This window comes from Glaciecola sp. MF2-115 (assembly GCF_047250385.1).
Lineage (GTDB): Bacteria > Pseudomonadota > Gammaproteobacteria > Enterobacterales > Alteromonadaceae > Glaciecola.
The window spans coordinates 49943-68413 of record NZ_JBLBVM010000045.1 but is presented as its reverse complement, the minus strand read 5'-3'; the positions used below and the strand labels follow the sequence as shown (position 1 = coordinate 68413).

10 protein-coding genes are annotated in these 18471 nt (G+C 42.0%); 7 read left to right on the top strand and 3 right to left on the bottom strand.

Annotation, left to right across the window (positions count from 1 at the left end; genetic code table 11):
• Window positions 1-2 precede the first annotated feature (2 nt).
• From ACKLNX_RS06275 to ACKLNX_RS06250, 6 genes are all read left to right on the top strand, one after another.
• Complete coding sequence (locus ACKLNX_RS06275) at window positions 3-3080, top strand: efflux RND transporter permease subunit (protein WP_412971677.1); 3078 nt, start codon at window positions 3-5, stop codon at window positions 3078-3080.
• A complete protein-coding gene (locus tag ACKLNX_RS06270) occupies window positions 3061-3372 on the top strand; it encodes a DUF3240 family protein (RefSeq protein ID WP_412971676.1) in 312 nt (103 codons plus the stop codon). The genes ACKLNX_RS06275 and ACKLNX_RS06270 overlap by 20 nt, the downstream gene beginning before the upstream one ends.
• Before the next feature lie 213 nt (window positions 3373-3585).
• Complete coding sequence (locus tag ACKLNX_RS06265) at window positions 3586-4776, top strand: efflux RND transporter periplasmic adaptor subunit (protein ID WP_412971675.1); 1191 nt, start codon at window positions 3586-3588, stop codon at window positions 4774-4776.
• Window positions 4777-4779: 3 nt separating this feature from the next.
• Window positions 4780-8094, top strand: a complete 3315-nt coding sequence (locus tag ACKLNX_RS06260) for an efflux RND transporter permease subunit (RefSeq protein ID WP_412971674.1) — start codon at window positions 4780-4782, stop codon at window positions 8092-8094.
• Window positions 8091-11219: an efflux RND transporter permease subunit gene (locus ACKLNX_RS06255; RefSeq protein ID WP_412971673.1), complete on the top strand. Its 3129-nt coding sequence runs from the start codon at window positions 8091-8093 to the stop codon at window positions 11217-11219. Before ACKLNX_RS06260 ends, ACKLNX_RS06255 begins: the two co-directional genes overlap by 4 nt.
• A gap of 115 nt (window positions 11220-11334) precedes the next feature.
• A complete protein-coding gene (locus ACKLNX_RS06250) occupies window positions 11335-12471 on the top strand; it encodes a DUF547 domain-containing protein (RefSeq protein WP_412971672.1) in 1137 nt (378 codons plus the stop codon).
• 222 nt (window positions 12472-12693) lie between these two features.
• Here ACKLNX_RS06250 and ACKLNX_RS06245 read toward each other — a convergent pair whose 3' ends face one another.
• The 3 genes from ACKLNX_RS06245 to ACKLNX_RS06235 form a co-directional block, all read right to left on the bottom strand.
• Complete coding sequence (locus tag ACKLNX_RS06245) at window positions 12694-13212, bottom strand: DUF4920 domain-containing protein (protein ID WP_411692779.1); 519 nt, start codon at window positions 13210-13212, stop codon at window positions 12694-12696.
• 32 nt (window positions 13213-13244) lie between these two features.
• Window positions 13245-14468, bottom strand: a complete 1224-nt coding sequence (locus tag ACKLNX_RS06240) for a saccharopine dehydrogenase family protein (RefSeq protein WP_411692778.1) — start codon at window positions 14466-14468, stop codon at window positions 13245-13247.
• A gap of 131 nt (window positions 14469-14599) precedes the next feature.
• Entirely contained in the window at window positions 14600-17425 is a 2826-nt protein-coding gene (locus ACKLNX_RS06235; RefSeq protein ID WP_411692777.1) for a M16 family metallopeptidase, read from the bottom strand.
• 188 nt (window positions 17426-17613) lie between these two features.
• On the opposite strand from ACKLNX_RS06235, the gene ACKLNX_RS06230 reads away from it, so the two are divergent.
• Window positions 17614-18465, top strand: coding sequence for a crotonase/enoyl-CoA hydratase family protein (locus ACKLNX_RS06230; RefSeq protein WP_412971671.1), 852 nt, complete (start codon window positions 17614-17616; stop codon window positions 18463-18465).
• The last annotated feature ends 6 nt before the right edge of the window (window positions 18466-18471 follow it).

Below are 18471 nucleotides of genomic sequence, written 5' to 3'. Positions count from 1 at the left end.
AGATGCTTTCCAATGTAATTCGTTTTTCGCTTATTCAGCGTATATTTGTAATAATCGTTTCTTTGTTTTTATTCATTGCGGGCATTTCTGCTTGGTTTGCATTGCCTATAGATGCCTTTCCTGAAATATCACCAACGCAGGTGAAAGTAATACTTAAAGCGCCTGGCATGACGGCGGAAGAGATCGAAGCGCAGGTTACACTTCCCATTGAAACCGAGCTATTGGGGATACCCGATCAAGAGATACTGCGCTCCACTACGAAGTATGCGATCACTGATATAACCATTGACTTTAAAGAAGGTACTGACATCTATTGGGCTCGCCAGCAAGTCGCGGAACGCCTATCAAATGTTTTACCTTCACTGCCCGAAGGGTTAGAAGGTGGTGTAGCACCGATGAGTACTGCACTGAGTGAAATGTTCATGTTCTCTATTGAGAACCCTGGAATGACGCTAATTGAGCGTAGACAGTTATTAGAATGGGAAATACGTCCCCTACTAAGAAGCATAAATGGGGTCGCCGATGTTAATATTCTTGGCGGTTTCGCAAAAACTTTTCAAATTAGCCCTGATCCTGTAAAGCTAGCAAGTATTGGCATGTCATTTAGTCAGTTAAGCCAAACCATTCAAGATATCAACCAAAATGGCAGCATTGGTCGCTTAAATATTGGTAACGATACACTCATAGTTCGCACGGAAGGTCGCGTGCAAAGCTTATATGAATTAAAAAATATTGTTATCGCCAATAAAAATGACACAGCTATCCATCTACAAGATGTTGCGAATGTCACGATAGGACACTTAACTCGGTACGGCTCAGTAACTCGAAATGGTGTTGAAACTACCGAAGCGATTGTAATTGCGCTAAAGGGAGCCAATACTGCAGATGTTATAGAAAATGTCACCGCAAAACTGGCTTTAATCGAGAAGACGCTGCCTAAAGGCACTGAAATTAACGTCTTTTATAATCGTAAAAACTTAATTGATACCGCGATTGGTACAATTGAAGAAGCTTTGCTAATCGCCGTTGCTCTAGTAATACTGTTGCTTTCATTATTTCTTGGAAATATACGCGCAGCTGTTGTTGTATCTCTTGTATTGCCATTATCAGCCGTTTGTACTTTTTTATTGATGAATCACTTTAATATGTCCGCTAACTTAATGAGCTTAGGTGGACTAGTGATTGCTATTGGTATGCTAGTAGATGCTTCAGTTGTTGTCGTTGAAAATACGGTTAACAATCTCAAACAAAATACATCCCTTCCCAAGTTACATTTGATTTTTCGTGCTTGCAAGGAAGTTGCCGTGCCGGTTGTTTCAGGCACTATTATTGTAATTATTGTATTTTCCCCACTTTTAACTTTAACAGGACTTGAGGGCAAGCTATTCAAGCCCGTAGCAATCACTATCGTATTTGCTATGATTTCGTCTTTAATACTGTCGTTAACAGTGATACCCGCTTTAGCCTCACTATTATTAAAAGCAGATACCATTTCTGAACCACGCTTCGTAGTATGGCTCCAAGATAAATATGAGAACCTACTCAAAAAGACCATCCTAAAACCAACCGCCGTTATCATCGTTACGCTAGTAGTGTTGATAGGTAGTATCTTATTGTACGGGCTACTAGGTAAAACCTTTATGCCCGTTTTGGATGAAGGCGACATCATCGTACAACTGGAAAAGTCACCAAACATTTCCTTAACAGCATCGACTGAATTGGATATCCAAATTGAAAACGCCCTACTCGCTAAGATTCCAGAAATAAAGCAAATCGTAGCTCGTGTTGGTGCAGACGAAATCGGACTAGACCCAATGAGTTTGAACGAGACGGATGTTTTCATGGAGCTTGCACCTGTTGATACATGGCGTTTTGAGAGTAAACAAGAACTGATTGATGAAATAAGAGAAGTCCTCGATGGCTTTCCAGGTATCAACGTTGGATTCACTCAACCAATTCAAATGCGCGTATCTGAAATGCTTACGGGTAGCACTGGGGATGTGTCCATTAAAGTCTTCGGTAATGACATAAGGACATTAGCGAAATTAGCAGAGCGAATAAGTGAACGTACCCGCACATTGCAAGGAAGTGTTGATGTAAACGCGTCAGTAATTGAGGGCGGTGACTTCCTAAACATTAGCTTGAAGCCTGAGGTTGCTAGTGCTTACAACATGACAATTGCGGAATTATCCATGTTTGTTAAATCTCAAATTGAATCTAGTGAGCTATCAACTCTGATAGAAGGGAAGAAAAAAACACCGATAGTGTTCAGCCTTGCCGATGCAAACAAGCTAAAGCCCAAGACAATAAATGACCTAGAAAAGATGACCATTTTAATGCCCGATGCGAGTTTGATACCACTTGAAAGTATTGCTTCCATCTCATTTAAACAAGGACCAATACTTATTGAGCGAGAGAATAGCAATAGGTTTGCAGTTGTTACTACAAACGTGAAGGATAGAGACATTGTCGGCTTTGTTGACGAACTCAAGCTAGCTTTGAATCAGTCTCTCGATCTTCCCGTCGGTTATACTTTAAATTTTGGTGGTGAATTTGAAAATCAGCAACGTGCCGCTACCAATCTAATGCTAGTAGTACCCGTTGCTTTAGGCCTCATTCTTATAATTTTGTTCACAACATTTGGCACTCTTAGCAAAGCTGGCTTAATACTAGCTAACATTCCATTTGCAACTATGGGAGGTGTAATCGCCTTATTTATAAGTGGCGAATTCTTATCCGTCCCAGCATCGGTTGGCTTCATTGCTCTTCTTGGAGTTGCTGTATTAAACGGAGTCGTTATGGTGAGCTACTTTGAGCAATCTAGGTACGAGATTAGTAACTTAGTTGAACGTATTGTTCTGGGAGCAAAAAGACGACTACGTCCAGTTTTAATGACTGCCAGTACCGCCATGTTTGGACTATTTCCTCTAGCCTTTGCTACCGGGCCAGGCGCTGAAATTCAAAAGCCCCTCGCGATTGTAGTAATTGGAGGACTATTTACTTCAACCTTTACTACCTTGTTCTTAATTCCTGTATTTTACATTTGGTTGGAGAGCCGCCGTGACGCAAATTCAAAATAACCTGATATTGACTGCTATAGTGCCAGAAGGATTGAAAGATAAAGTTGTTGATACCTTAATGGATGAAAGCTGCATCAGTGGTTTTAGCCTAGTAAAAATTCAAGGATTCAGCAAAGCAAATAGTCATTACAACGTAAGTGAACAAGTAGAAGGGTATCGTGACTTTTATCGCTTTGAAATCATTCACAATGAAGTAAATTCTGAGCAACTTCGCCACTTGTTAAGCACAACAAATCCGGACAAAATCATCCGCTACTGGATTACACCTTTACTTGAAGTTGGTGTTTTGTAGATAAACGTCCCTAGATATACCAGAAGCCCCTCGAGTCAAAAGGAATTGAGAATGGGGCTTGCATAAGTTATCAGTCTTTACTTCGCTTCTAGCAATTTCCAATATACTCCGTTAATTAGTCGTTACAATTTTACACATTTGGTTTGTGTCACTCTGTTTATATTCAGCGTAAACTTGTTTGAAATGTAATGAAATTATAATGAATGGATTATCATGCCCCGCACTAAATTCTATAGTTTAGCCTTAATTGCTGTTGCCACAATCTCACTGTCTGCCTGTTCTGGTGGTGGGAAAGAACAAAAAGAAAAGTCCGAAGAAAGTGTTTATCAAGTGCCTGTTGAAGCCACTTTTCTTGAATTTGGCAAGATTTCGAATACCTACAAAACAACGGCGATCTTAGAAGCACGGGCCGAAAGCACGGTGACGAATAAGGTTACTGGCATGATTGAAAAGATTTTGGTCGAAGAAGGCATGTTTGTGAATAAGGGCGACGTGCTTGCCGAAATCGATTCAGAAAACTACCAACTTGAATTAGAGCGCACCACTATTGATTTAGAATCTGCTATCTCTGAGTTTAATAGAAGTAAACCGGTTCAAGGCAATCAGTTGGTGTCGATTAAAGACTTTGAAAAACTTGAGTTTTTGGTAAAAACCCGACGCAACCAACAAAAAGTTGCTCAAATTCAAGTACGCGATTCCAAGGTTCGAGCACCTATTTCGGGAGTTGTGGCCGAGCGCATGGTTAAAGAAGGTAATATGACGGCTAATCCGGGCGGCGAGATGTTTTCAATTGTTGCCCTCGATACGCTGCAAGGCGTGGTGTATTTGCCTGAATCTGAAATTAATAACGTAAGTATAGGTCAAGAAGCTGAGTTAGAGTTTCCATCTACTTCGCAAGCAATTCCCGCAACAGTCGCTTTGATTTCTCCCATCATCGATACCACCTCAGGTACTTTTAAGGTAACTCTGAATGTTAATAACGAAGCTTATCGTCTGAAGCCAGGTATGTTTGCAAAAGTGTCACTCACCTTAGATGAACGTGAAAACGCGCAATTGGTGCCATTAAAAGCGCTCTTGGTAACCGATACTGAAACAAGTCTGTTTATTGTCGAAAACAACAAAGCGAAAAAAGTCATTGTGGAAACCGGATTTGAAGAAGACGGTATGGTTGAAGTGTTAACACCTTTAGATGCAAAAGCCCCAATTATTACTGTTGGGCAACTAGGCTTAAAAGTAGACTCCGAGGTCAAGATAATTGGCCAAGAAGAAAGTACGGTTGAGGTAACAACTAGTCTCGAAAAAAGTAGCACGGAGCAAAGTAGCACCGGTCAAAGCCCAGTGAATAAGAACAATGTAGATAGCAGCGATGCAGGCGCTGATAGTTCTGTTGCTGCGGCAAACTAGTTTATGAGTATTATAAAGACGGTAGTCAGACGGCCAGTTACTGTGGCCATGTTCACGCTTGCCGTGATGTTATTTGGAATGGTGGGATTCTCTCGGCTATCGGTGTCCTTGCTGCCTGATTTATCTTATCCGACTTTAACCGTAAGAACCGAAAACCCCGGTGCTGCACCCGCTGAAATAGAACAACTGATCAGTAAACCCATTGAAGAATCAGTAGGTGTTGTTAAAGGCATTCGCAAAGTACATTCAATATCAAAAGCAGGTCAGTCTGATGTGGTTATTGAGTTTGAGTGGGGCACGGCAATGGATTTCGCCACTCAAAATGTGCGCGAAAAGCTTGACATAATTGCGCTGCCGTTAGATGTGCAAAGGCCTGTTATCTTGCGCTTCAACCCTTCCCTAGATCCTATTGTTCGTTTAGGTTTGTCGACCGACAACACTAATCCACGGGCACTAAAACAAGTACGCACCTTTGCCGAGCAAGAAATTAAACGGCAAATTGAAACCATATCTGGCGTTGCTGCGGCGCAGTTAGGCGGTGGTTTACAACAAGAAATTCAAGTGGTGTTTGACCAAGAAAAAGCGGCGCAAAGAGCCATAACGGCCCAAAACATCGTGTCCAGAATTCAAAGCGAAAATATCAATATGTCTGCCGGTCGAGTCTACGATGGGCAACAAGAATACTTAGTGCGTACCGTTAACCAGTTTGTGTCTTTAGAGCAGCTTAGCAACATGATTGTTAAGCAGGAAGAAGGCCGAACGATTTATCTAAAAGACATTGCACGCGTAATTGACGGTGAAAAAGAGCGCACAGACATCACTCGAGTGAATAACAACGAGGCCATAGAACTCGCCATTTATAAAGAAGGCGATGCAAACACTGTTACGGTAGCTAAAGCAGTCAACGCTAAGCTCACTGACTTAAAGAAAACACTACCTGAGGGCTTATCTTTTACCATCATTTACGATCAATCTGAGTTTATTGTTAATGCGGTAGATGAAGTCAAAAGCGCGGCGATCATGGGCGGCGTGTTAGCTATGCTGATCCTATATCTCTTTTTAGGCAACTTCTTTAATACCGTCATTATTTCCTTAGCCATACCGGTTTCCATTATTGCGACCTTTAACTTGATGTTCGCCAATGATATTAGCCTCAATATTATGTCACTGGGCGGTATTGCCTTGGCAGTAGGCTTGTTGGTAGATAATGCGATTGTGGTGCTTGAAAATATAGCCCGCTATCGCGAAAAAGGTTTAGGCATCGTTGAGGCTGCCGTACGTGGAACGGAAGAAGTTTCTGGAGCAGTAACTGCTTCAACCCTAACAACTCTCGCTGTGTTTTTTCCATTGGCCTTTGTAACAGGATTTGCTGGTCAACTATTTAGTGACCAAGCCATTACCGTGACCTTTGCCTTATTGGCTTCACTAGTGGTTGCACTTACTCTAATTCCCATGCTGGCTTCACGTGAATTTAATCAGCCAGAAGAATCTGAAATTGACGCTGCTGACGAGCCAACAAATACGCAAAAACCTGTTGGCAAATTTAAAAAGATACTCAAGGTTTTCGGCAAAATCCTCATATTTCCTTTCGCCTTGCTGTTTAACTATTTACCAATGTTGATTAGCAAGCTATTTATGCTGATTGTGAATGTTTTTGTTAAATTGGGCGCCTTGATTTTCACGCCTGCACATCGTCTCTTTAGCGGTTTCTTTGAAAAAGTCGCATCGGCTTATTCGGTCCTCTTGCAAAAGAGTTTGCAACTGCGTTTTGTGGTTATAGGCGCAAGCATAATCTTCGCAGTTGTTGTAATGAGTTTACTACCTAGAATCCCAGTAGAGCTAGTGCCAGAGGTCGAAAAATCGGAATTCACAATAGAGCTAAGCTTGGCACAAGGCACACCCATTGCGGTAACTGATGCTAGACTCACCGAACTTGCAGCCGTACTAGCGAATGACGACCGTGTTAAGCATTCATATTCTCTAGCTGGCAGCGGTAGCTTAATGATGAGTTCAGCAAGTAAAGGCGGCGAAAACTGGGGACAACTTCTAGTCACCATGCACAAGAGTCAGGACGTAGAAGCTATAAAGGACTTAGTCCGGAAAAAAGTTACTCAAATGGCTGATGTCAGCGCTGAAATTGTGCAAACGGATATGTTCACTACCGAGCGGCCTTTACAAGTTGTGTTGTCGGGTTTCGACCTGGTGGAATTGAAAGAATATAGCGACCGCTTGCTTCAAAAAATGGCTGCCGATGAGCAGTTTATTGACTTAAATAACAGCCTACGTGCTGGACAACCAGAGCTTGAAATTATTTTTGATAACCAGCGTCTAGCGAGTTTAGATCTGCGCGGTTCAGACATTGCGAATCAGCTTGTGACCAAAATTGCAGGCTCTGTGGCGAGTAAATACAATCTACAAGACCGTCAAGTCGATATTTTAGTGCGCGCTGAAGAAGGCGCTCGAAATTCCGCACAAGCAATACGTCAACTGACCGTTAATTCGGCGCAAACAAAGTCTCTGCCCTTATCTGCAGTGGCAAGTATTAATGAAAGTGTCGGGCCAAATGAAATAAATCGAATTGATCAAAGTCGCGTAGCGATTGTGTCTGCGTCCTTAGCTTATGGTGATTTGGCACAAGCTGCGCAAAAAGCACAAGACTTGGTGGATGAGCTGTATTTGCCCTTTAATATGAAAGCCACCATTGCTGGTCAGAATAAAGAAATGAACAGCTCCTTTTCATCCTTGATGATGGCCTTGGCTCTAGCCGTGTTTTTAGTTTACTTGGTGATGGCATCGCAGTTTGAGTCTTTGCTTAACCCGTTTATTATCTTATTTTCGATACCGCTTGCGGTCTTGGGCTCTGTATTGGGCTTGTACCTAACGGGCACAAATATTAGCGTGATCGTCTTGATCGGCGTGATCATGTTAACGGGGATCGTGGTTAATAACGCCATTGTATTGGTCGACCGCATTAATCAACTTCGTCACTCTGGGTGGCAAAAAACCGAAGCAATTCTTGAAGCAAGTAGCTCGCGTTTTCGCCCCATTATTATGACCTCACTTACTACTATTTTGGGATTAACACCTCTCGCCTTCAGCGCGGGTGAAGGCGCCGAACTGAGAGCACCATTAGCTATCACTGTCATGAGTGGTTTGCTGATTGCCACCTTACTCACTTTAATAGTAATTCCGGTCTTATATAGTATGTTTGACAGAAAACGTTATGCGGCTGAAGGTGCTAAAGCAGATAATTTTGATGTTAATGCCATAAAAGGTGACGGAAATACCAGCGCAAACTTAAGTGAGACGCCGCTGTGAGTGGCACAACTGAAGACAATAAAGCGAACGTTGATGACGAAAGTCAGGGTCCGAACACAAGTCGTATCAGCCAAAAGCTAAGCGATCTTCCAATGACAGTTTGGTTAAGCGTGCTTGCGATTAAACGACCAGTAACCACAGGTATGATAATTATATCGTTGTTTGTAACTGGCCTTATTTCTAGCAAACTCCTGCCTCAAGAGAGTTTGCCAGCGCTTAATATTCCCGTGGCCTTTATCAATGTCCCCTATAATGGTGCCACTCCTGAGGAAGTCGAACGCTTAATTACACGTCCCATAGAAGAAGCGGTTGCCACATTAGGCGGTATTACCGAACTGCGCTCTCGAAGTCGCGCTAATGGCGCCTCAATTCAAGTTGTAATGGAGCTAGGTGCAGATTTAGATTCCCGCATAATGGCTGTGCGTGAAAAGGTGGATATGGTACGCAACCTCTTGCCTGATGATGTGCAACGTGTGTATGTGCAAAAATTTTCTACCCAAGATCTGCCTGTTCTCAGCTTAGTTCTGTCGGGTGATAAAAACCTGTCGGGTGCTTACGATTTTCTCAACCGCGCGCTTAAGCAACCTTTAGAGCGCATTGAGGGGGTTGGTCAAGTCGAAATGCGCGGTGTCATTCAACCTTACATTGAAATTCAGCTCGACAGTACACAATTGGCTATGAATAGAGTTGACCAAGCCCAGTTAGTGCGCGACTTACAAGTTAGTAACTTCTTGGTGCGTTCAGGCTCTATCTTAAGTGGTGGCCGGAAATTTAGAGTAACGCCAAGTGGCGAGTATCAAAGTTTGGATGATATTCGTGACTTTCAGGTGAAAGCCGGTGTGAAACTTAGCGACGTAGCCTCTGTGGGTTTGGTTACACCGCCACGAAACAGCGAAATTCGTACCGACCGTAAAAAGTCCGTCGGCGTTGAGATATTTAAAGAATCAGATGCCAACGTGATTGAGGTAACTGATAACATAGTTGCACTTGTTGAAACCTTGCGTGATGAAGATGATTTTGCCGATATTATTATTGCTATTGAGGGTAATTCCGGTCAAGAGATCCAGGATTCATTAGGAGACTTACTTCAAGCCGGTTCCCTTGGCATTGTGCTGTCCTTTGTCGTGCTTTTTATTTTCTTACGTAATATCCATATCACCTTAGTCGTGGTTGCTTCGGTACCCATTTCCTTAAGCTTTGCATTGGCCGGTATGTATTTTATGGGGTTTAGCCTAAATATGCTTACCTTAGCTGGGTTGTTTATTGCGGTCGGCTTACTCATCGATAACTCGGTGGTCATTTGCGAAAGTATACTCCAACAAAAAGACAGCTCTTTGAATGCCGTCGAAAAAGTCCTCAAGGGTGTTGATAACGTTAGTATCGCTATTATAAGCGGCACACTAACTACAACAATCGTGTTCATGCCTTTATTAATGGGCGAGAAAAACTTTATTACGATATTGGTTGAACAAATTGCTGTGGCTATCTGCCTACCATTGTTTGCCTCTCTACTGATTTCCAAGACAGTCATTCCGCTAATGCTCAGCCGAATAGACCCAGCGGCAATGTCAAGAGTGGTCACACAAGGGCGTTTAGATGCCTGGTACCGACCAAGCCTGAGAAAAGTCCTCAGCCGCCCAAAAACCACAGGTGTAATGATTCTCTTATTAATTATAAGTGGCGTTTTCACCCAAAGCCAAGTGTCACTTAATGGCGAAAAGGGACAAGGCGAAAGCGAAATTATAATTGTGTATCACATTCAAGGTCAGCAAAAGCTTGCTGATGTGAGTGCCCTTGTTGACCAGATGGAAGCATATTTATACGAGAATCAAGAAGCACTTGAGTTTGAACAAGTGAATAGCCGTATCTTTCCCGGCTTTGCTATGTCGAGAGTTAAACTTAACGAAGGCTTTAGCAGAGAATATAAGGATCTGAAATCACAAATTAAAGAAGGCTTCCCTGCAACAGCTATTGCGAAACCGTCTTTTGAATGGTCAGAACAGAAACAAAAATTAGTAAAAATAAGCTTAACTGGTAATTCCACTCAGCGCCTGACTGAATTAAGCGAATCAGTGATTTTGCAACTGAGCAATGTTGAAGGCTTTTCACAAGTAGGCGTAGACGAAAGCAACCAAGATATGGAGCTTTTGCTGCGCATAGACCGAGATAAAGTTTCCAGACTCGGTCTGAATACCCAAGATATTGCCATGCGCATTTCAAATGCACTGCGCGGCAGCAATTTAAGGTCGTTTCGTGATGCCACGTTGGGCGAAATTAATATCCGCCTTGTTTATCACCCTGAACAAGCCATTCCGATGGAACGTATAAAAGGTCTACCGATATACGAAGGCAATGGCCGTATAATTACCCTTCAGCAGTTGGTGAGTTTTGAAACCCAGCCCATTATGCAGCAAATTCAACGCTCCCAACGTCGCACAAGTTTAGAAATTTCCATCAATTTAGAAGATATTAGCCGCGCCGAAGCGATCGAAAAAATTAAGCAGGTAATGGATAACATTCAATTACCTAGTGGATATGGTTGGCAATATGGCCGACAGTTCGTGCAAGACCAAGAAGCGCAAAGAGACATGCTGATTAATATGCTCCTTGCCCTTGCTCTGATATTTATTGTCATGGCAGCCTTGTTTGAATCATTGCTCATGCCCATCGCTATTTTATCCTCAATCGGCCTCGCTTTTATTGGCGTATATTGGACCTTTGCGCTGCTAGGACTTGGCTTAGGCGATACTGGTCGCATTGGCATGCTAATACTAATGGGTATTGTGGTTAACAACGGCATTGTACTAATTGACCAAATAAATAAACTAAAATCTGACTCAGTTAGTATAATTAACCCTATTGTAGAGGCATGCGTTAGTCGCATACGCCCTATTTTTATGACCGTTGCGACCACTGTAATAGGCATGGTACCGCTTACCTTTGCCACAAGCGAAAGTGAAACTTATTCAATGGCCGTCGCGATTATTGGTGGATTGTTATTTTCGACATTCACCAGTTTGTTTTTAGTGCCATTTTGCTACTTGATGCTAGTTAAACTTGGTGAGCGCTCTAGTAGACGTTTTGCAAAAGCAAAAGCGTTTGCGAATCGCATTATCCCAACCTAACTCTTTAGCCGTTTTTGCTCCCGCAATCTATTTATTAGAGCTAAGCATATAAGAAAACAATAAGTACTAATTTAACTCACATTTGAAATTTAAGGTAAAGACAAGGACTTCCGCAATGTATAAAAAATTTTTAGATGTATTGATATTAATCGTATTCATGTCGCTTTCAGGAAGCTTAATCGCTCAGCAAGTGAATACTCAAGAATACGCCAAATTTGCTGAGTTTACTGAAAACTCCACGCTTGAAATGGATTTTAGTATTGTGGACCAATTATTACATGCTGGTGTAATGAATATGGGCCCGTCAACGCGAGCTTACGCCAAGGACCTGATGCCTCCAACTGGCACGCGCTTTACACAAACCATTGATCGTCCAACTGAAAATGAAGCGAATCGTTTCTTCTACGAAAACCTCAGGCATGAGCAAGAAAAAATCCTCAAATTGCGAAAAGAATTGGAAGCAATACCTAGCCTTACTCCACTAAATCAATATACCAAAGAAGCGCAATTAGCTTACTGGTTGAATTTGTATAACGTCACGCTAATTAATGAATTAGCCATTATTTATCCGCTGAATAATCTAAAGCCGGTCTTAAAGGGTGATGACTCGCTTCTCGATAAAAAAAGCCTTTTGGTAGACAATGTGCAGCTAAGCCTCAATGATATTCATTATCGTGTGCTTCCAATGCTTTATCCCGACGATACATTGTACATTTATGGTTTACATCAAGGCATAAAAGGTAGTCCGAATATTCGTACTAAAGCATTTACTGCACGGGACGTTAATCAGAAGCTGAAGGAAAATGCGCAAGAATTTGTGAATTCCAACAGAGGTACACAGTTTAATGGTGGTGAAGGTATTGTAAGAGTATCGAGCTTTTACGAAAGAAACGCTCAACTTTTTCCGGATTTTAATGAAAGTCTAAAGTCGCATCTCCTGCAGTTTGCAAATATTACCATTCGTGGAAAAATTAAAGACGCAGAGGGCTTTGAGGCAAACATCAATAACTGGCGTATTAATGATTTTTACGGGAGCATAAGCCGAAGAGATATAGGACTTTACGTAAACTCTGGAAACGGTGGGCGATTTGCTGGCGGTAACAAGCTCTCACCAGCTCAACAGGCACAGCTTTCGTCTTTGATGAGAATTAGAGCAGTGAACTTCGGTGGTGGCTCTGTAACCGTAACAGATCTTGATTCGAGCACTCAATCTAAATCCCAAGAAGAAAAAAACGAAAGTGATAATAACTAAGTCGTTAAGGCTTAGTTAAAAATAACCTTAAAGAGCGAAATGAGTTTAAGTCAGTTTTCACGGTAATATTGGGAGGGCTTTTTCTTACTAGCGGACGTTTAGCAGCTCTTTAAACGTCCAGCTTGAATAGCTTTGTGTATACTCTTTTCTTTTTCAACGCTTAGGGCCAAGGCATTCCCAGCGACTTATTGCGCTTAAGGAATACCTACGCTTTAGGTATAACTACACCTTAGGTATAACTACACTGTCGGCTAGAATTTCGTATACAACACCTTCTTTAATTGCAGCCGAATTACCTTGCATGTCCTTATTGAAGTGTTCAACCTGCTCTGCTGTCATTTGTTTTTCGACTAGCACACCAGCTAACGTCACGGTTTTACCCGCGCTGTCTGTTGGTACAAAAAAGCTATAGTTTTTAAACCCGACACGCATTACGTCATCACCTTGTTGGGCGATAAAAAAGCAGCCTTTTTTCTGACAAACTTTGGCAACTTTTGTTTCGACTTGGAATCCTTTACCAATATAGTTAGCTGAATTTGAAGTTAAGTCATTCAATGTGACTTTCGGAAGAGATTCGTCAAGCAAAGAACCGAATATTTCAGAATATGCGTTTGTTGCAACAGGTTCAGAAAGTCGAAGCACCTCTTTGTCCTTATGCTCTGCGCCCATGTCTAAATTTGCAGCCGAAACGCTCATGGCCGAGAATATCGTACCAAGTATTATTAGTTTAATTTTGTTCATCGTTTTTTTACCTTTCCTAAATGGAAGTAAATTTATTTATTGTCTTTATTAGGCATTAATTCAACAGTCACGCCTGCGTGGGTCGCTAACCTTTCGATTAACGGCTCGTTTAGGGCTGAAGCCGGCGTCCAGAAGCCCCCTGGTAAATCAGGTACATCCTTTGATAAACACAATACGGCTTGCGCTAACATCTTGCCAGTAGATCCGTAACCCGGATCACGATCACCAACAACCTTTACGACGCGCTGCTCACCGTTCTCAAGCTTGGCATAAAAGCGCATATCGAACATACCATTCAATTGCTGCTCTTCACTTGGGCCTTCACCTGGCTTAGGAAGCACGTACTTAGCAAGCAAGGAACGTAGAGGAGAAATACTAGCGGCTAGCATAAACGCTCCTAAACTCAGCGTCGTAGTCCAAGCCTGAAAGCGTCCTTTAGCAGACATTGCTTCATCATAAAGAAAGTCTTCACCATATTGATTGCCTAGCAGAGCATTAGAACGGTGAACTATTCGCTCATTAATTGAAGCCATAACGAAAGGCATGGTCCAGATACCAAGTGAAGCATCAAACTCTGCGCCTTTATGATTCTTTTGACGCTGTTTAAAAGGGTGGCCAATAGGGCAAAGGACATACGGATTAACAAGGACTCGGCGCAATGCAGGATTTTCTTTGGTTTCTTTAAACACATTCAACATACTTGCAATAGTGCCGCCAGAAGCCGCTCCTTTGAGCCTCCTAACACGCATCTTGATATGCTTAGCTGGTTTAGCGCTTTCCTCAATACATACTTGCTGGAGCTTATAGACTCCCAAGTCAGAAGGGATCGAATCGAAGCCAGTGCAGTGAACGATACGGGCACCTGATTTTTTAGCCTCAGCCTCGTACTTATCTAACATTTGCTTAATCCATTGCGGCTCGCCCGTTAAATCACAATAGTCGGTTCCTGACTGAGCACAAACTTTAACAACGGTTTCACCATACAATGCATAAGGTCCAACCGTGCTAACAATGGCATTCGTTTCAACACATAATGCCTTTAATGCAATTTCATCGTCCGCTTCGGCTACAAAATGAGGAATATCCGTTAAATTTAAGCGCGCTTTCAACGCCTGTAATTTACTCTCACTTCTGCCCGCCATCGCCCAAGTAAACTTTTCACCAGCATAGCCTGCTAAATACTCAGCCATAATTTGGCCGACAAAAGAAGTCGCCCCATAAAGAATAAAGTCGAACTTATTGTCATCACTGCTCATTATTGCCGCCTATTGCTTGTTAGTATGCTTGTCACTTCATTGCTTCAAATGTGGGTTTACATTGAAAAAACGCCAATAGCAAAATACTGATTGGCGCTTTACTTTACCTATAGCTTAATGCTTAGTAATACCTAAATTCTATTGCCATCGATATCCAATAAAATAGGCTCGCCATAGCCAAGTTGACTCATGCGCTTAAGTTGAGACTCCGCATCTCCAACAACTAAGTAAATCATTTCTTGCTCATCAAGAAAGTTCTCGATGGCACTCTGTACGTCAATTAATTCGGCGTTAATCACAAAGTTTTGTTCCTGCTCGATATAGTTCTTAGCTTTGTCGAAACGGCTGATTGTTTCTAACATACCTAGCAAACTATTCAGAGTTTCAAAACGTCGCGAGTTACTCTTAATCGTCATATTTTTCGCAACCGCAAGATCTTCCTCTGTATAAGTTTCTTTGTATTCACCCACTAACTTTTTAAATATTTGCAAAGACTCTAATGTGACATTAGTACGTACTTGAGATGAGGCTACGAACGGGCTTTGATATGAACTATCTAGCAGATATGAATATGCACCATACGTGTAACCTTTTTCAATTCTTAGCGTTTGTGCTAAGCGCGCGCTAATACCGCCACCTAATCGCATATTCGCAAACTCGATAGGGTAAAAATTATTATTGTCACCCGGCACGACCGCTTTGCCCATATATATGACACTTTGCTTAGCCTTGGGTAAGTCAATAAAGAAAAGCTTTGGTTTGCTCACATTTTCAATTTCTGCTTGCTGCGGTATAGCGACCTCGCCTCCTTGCCAGTCAGCAAGCTGAACTAATGCTTTTTCGACCTGTTCACGCTTAATGTCACCCACAATATGGAAGGTCGCATTTTTCGGAGTGAAGTTTGAGGTGTAGTAGGCTTTCAAGTCGTCGAGCTCAATATTTTCAACTGTCTTTAATGTACCGCCTGTCGGCATTCCAGCTAAATGCTCTGCTCCATATAGCTGTTTGAAGAATGCTTGAGCTGCAATACTATTGGCATTACCTTTAGATTGCTTAATTGAAGTCAAACGTCGAGATTTAATGCGTTCAAACTCATTTAGATCCCATCGCGGTTTTAAGAGCATTTCATTCAGCAAGGCAATGCTAGCTTCAAAGTTTTTCACCAACACGTTTCCACGCACAACGATGTTTTCTTTGCCACTTGAAATACTTAATCTCGCTCCTAATAAACCAATGGCTTCTTCCAACTCCTGAGGTGTTTTAAGTTGCGTCCCTTCATTCATCAATTGAGCCATCAAATATGCTGTACCAAGCTTATCTTTAGGATCTAAACTCTGACCACCAGCTATTGTAATACTAAAATTGACCACCGGAAGCTCTACTTGCTCAATCCCTAGAATTCTCATTTGATTAGTAGATGCACTCTCCCAAACCTCAGGGATGCTAAGAGCGGGTAGCTCTGTCAGAGGTGGTTCACTGCGATCATGTTTTGTCGGTGTTTTTTGATAAACAATTTCGTCATTCTCTTCAAACTTTTGTTCGGCGCCTTGTGAAATGACTTCTTCAACAACATTCGCTTTCGTTGAGTTACTCACAATGAGTTCAGGCGCGTCTTTTGGAACAAAGCTTGTAATAATGGCGGGTTTATTTTCAATATACTTTTTGAAAACACGCATAACGTCTTCACGACTCACAGCTGTAATGTTCGCAATATCTTGTTTTATAAAATCAGGGGAACCGGCGTATTCATTATAAATACCTAGTTGAAGCGCTTTGTTAAGAATACTTTCTATCGAGTAGTAAAATGAAGTTTCTGCTTCAGCTTTTATTTTTGTCAGTTGTTGGTCTGTAAAACCATTGAGAGCAAAGTCACTCAATGACTCGTTTATTGCTGCATGCACTTCATCTAGCTTAACGCCCTGATTCGCTCTTACTCGAATGGTAAAGGTTCCTGCAATTTCTTCAGCACGATGAAACGACGAAACACTCGGTGCAATTTTCTTTGCTTCAACAATTGTTTTGTACAAGGCCGCGTTCTTTCCGCTCGATAACAAAGTACCCAAAGCGTCTAAGGCATAAGCGTCTTTGTGATATTGCTCAACGGTAGGGAAGGTTAATCGAATTTCAGGCAATTTTGCAAAGTTATCAAGATGGTAAAGTTTAACATCCTTCTCAAGGCTTACTGGTTGAGGAAGAATAGGCTCTACTTCGGGTCCTGCTTTGATTTCACCAAACCACTTTTCTACTTTTGCTTTCGTTTCGGCAATATCAATATCGCCGGCAATCACTAAAGTGGCGTTACTAGGAACGTAGTATGTATTATAAAATTCTTTAACGTCTTCCAATGTAGCAGACTGCAAATCTTCTAGATCACCAATTACCGTCCAATTATAAGGATGGCCTTTCGGATACAAATTCTTCTTAATAACATGTTGGGTGTGACCATAGGGTCGGTTGTCAACGCGCTGGCGCTTTTCGTTTTTAACAACCTGCTTTTCACGTTCAAGCGTACCTTCATCGACGGTATTGATCATAAAACCAAGGCGGTCGCTGTCTATCCATAATAATTTGTCAAAGGCATCTTTAGGCACGACTTCATAATAAATTGTCCCATCGCTCCATGTTCCACCATTTCGAGTGCCCCCCAATTCAGGGATCATTTTGCGGTTCGCACCTTTGGGTACGTTCTCTGAGTCATTAAAAGACATGTGTTCAAAGAAGTGCGCAAAACCTGTCTTGCCTGGCTTTTCACGATTCGAACCCACTTGAACGACAGTAGCCATGGCAACAATAGGGTCGGATTTATCTTGATGCAAAATAACATTGAGACCGTTAGAGAGCTGATACTGTTCATACTTCACGTTGAAGCCGTCTTCGTTATCTGCTTTTTTACTGCAGCCATAAAAGCCAATGCACGCGATCACTACCGCCAAGATTCGAATTGGTATTTTTTTCATTATTATGCTTTTCTTATTAAAATATTCACGAGATAGAATAACAAGTGAATTAAAGACTTAATAGCATCTAAGAGCAAATAATTGTTGTTTATTCGGTCTTATATATAAACAAAATGTAAATACTCACTTTATCTGAGTATAGTAATTTAGCTGAAAACATATATTTGCGCTCAAAATAAGGAATAACAATGACCGTACCAAACCTAAAAAACTACTCGACACTATCGGTCAGTATTGAAGAAAACATAGCTCACATACAGCTGTGTCGACCGCAAGAACTTAACAGTATGAACCTTGCATTTTGGGCCGAGATTCCAGAAGCAGTGCGATATATTGATGAGCACGCTCTCGCCAGAGTGATCGTTATTTCATCGCAAGGCAAGCATTTTAGCGCTGGTATGGATTTATCTGTGTTTGAAAATATGGGCGCCAGCTTTAAAGGTGAACCTGCCAGGCGAGCTGAGAAATTCCGACGTCACGTTATGCAATTACAGGACACATTCAATGCCTTGGAAGAAGCAAGAATGCCCGTATTGGCAGCTATACAAGGCGGCGCTATTGGCGGGGCGGTTGATATGATCAGCGCTTGCGACAGTCGATATTGCACACAAGATGCATTCTTTTGTATTAAGGAAACAGAAATTGGTATGACCGCGGATGTCGGCACATTACAGCGACTTCCCCATATTATGCCTCACGGTTTAGTAAGAGAATTAGCTTATACGGGCAGAAACATGATGAGCAAGGAGGCGCAGTCATGTGGCTTCGTAAACCACGTTTATCCCGATCAAGAAACTATGTTGCTTGAAGTATTCAAACTTGCCAAAACTATTGCTGCTCATTCACCTATGGCAGTTGCTGGTTGTAAAGAGATGATCAACTACACTCGTGACAACACGGTAGCAAATAGCCTAAATTATATGGCAACGTGGCAAAGTGGCATGTTTCAAATGCCAGATGTCATGGAGGCAATGAGTGCAGGCCAACAAAAGCGTGAAGCCGCTTTTGAAAACCTGCAGCCCAAATCCGACAAGTTGTAAGTCTTC

Bases quoted from the DNA above. Each gene is read 5' to 3' on its own strand.
- ACKLNX_RS06275 (WP_412971677.1), top strand. From the start codon at position 3: ATGCTTTCCAATGTAATTCGTTTTTCGCTTATTCAGCGTATATTTGTA.
- ACKLNX_RS06250 (WP_412971672.1), top strand. From the start codon at position 11,335: ATGTATAAAAAATTTTTAGATGTATTGATATTAATCGTATTCATGTCG.
- ACKLNX_RS06260 (WP_412971674.1), top strand. From the start codon at position 4,780: ATGAGTATTATAAAGACGGTAGTCAGACGGCCAGTTACTGTGGCCATG.
- ACKLNX_RS06240 (WP_411692778.1), bottom strand. From the start codon at position 14,468: ATGAGCAGTGATGACAATAAGTTCGACTTTATTCTTTATGGGGCGACT.
- ACKLNX_RS06235 (WP_411692777.1), bottom strand. From the start codon at position 17,425: ATGAAAAAAATACCAATTCGAATCTTGGCGGTAGTGATCGCGTGCATT.
- ACKLNX_RS06230 (WP_412971671.1), top strand. From the start codon at position 17,614: ATGACCGTACCAAACCTAAAAAACTACTCGACACTATCGGTCAGTATT.
- ACKLNX_RS06245 (WP_411692779.1), bottom strand. From the start codon at position 13,212: ATGAACAAAATTAAACTAATAATACTTGGTACGATATTCTCGGCCATG.
- ACKLNX_RS06265 (WP_412971675.1), top strand. From the start codon at position 3,586: ATGCCCCGCACTAAATTCTATAGTTTAGCCTTAATTGCTGTTGCCACA.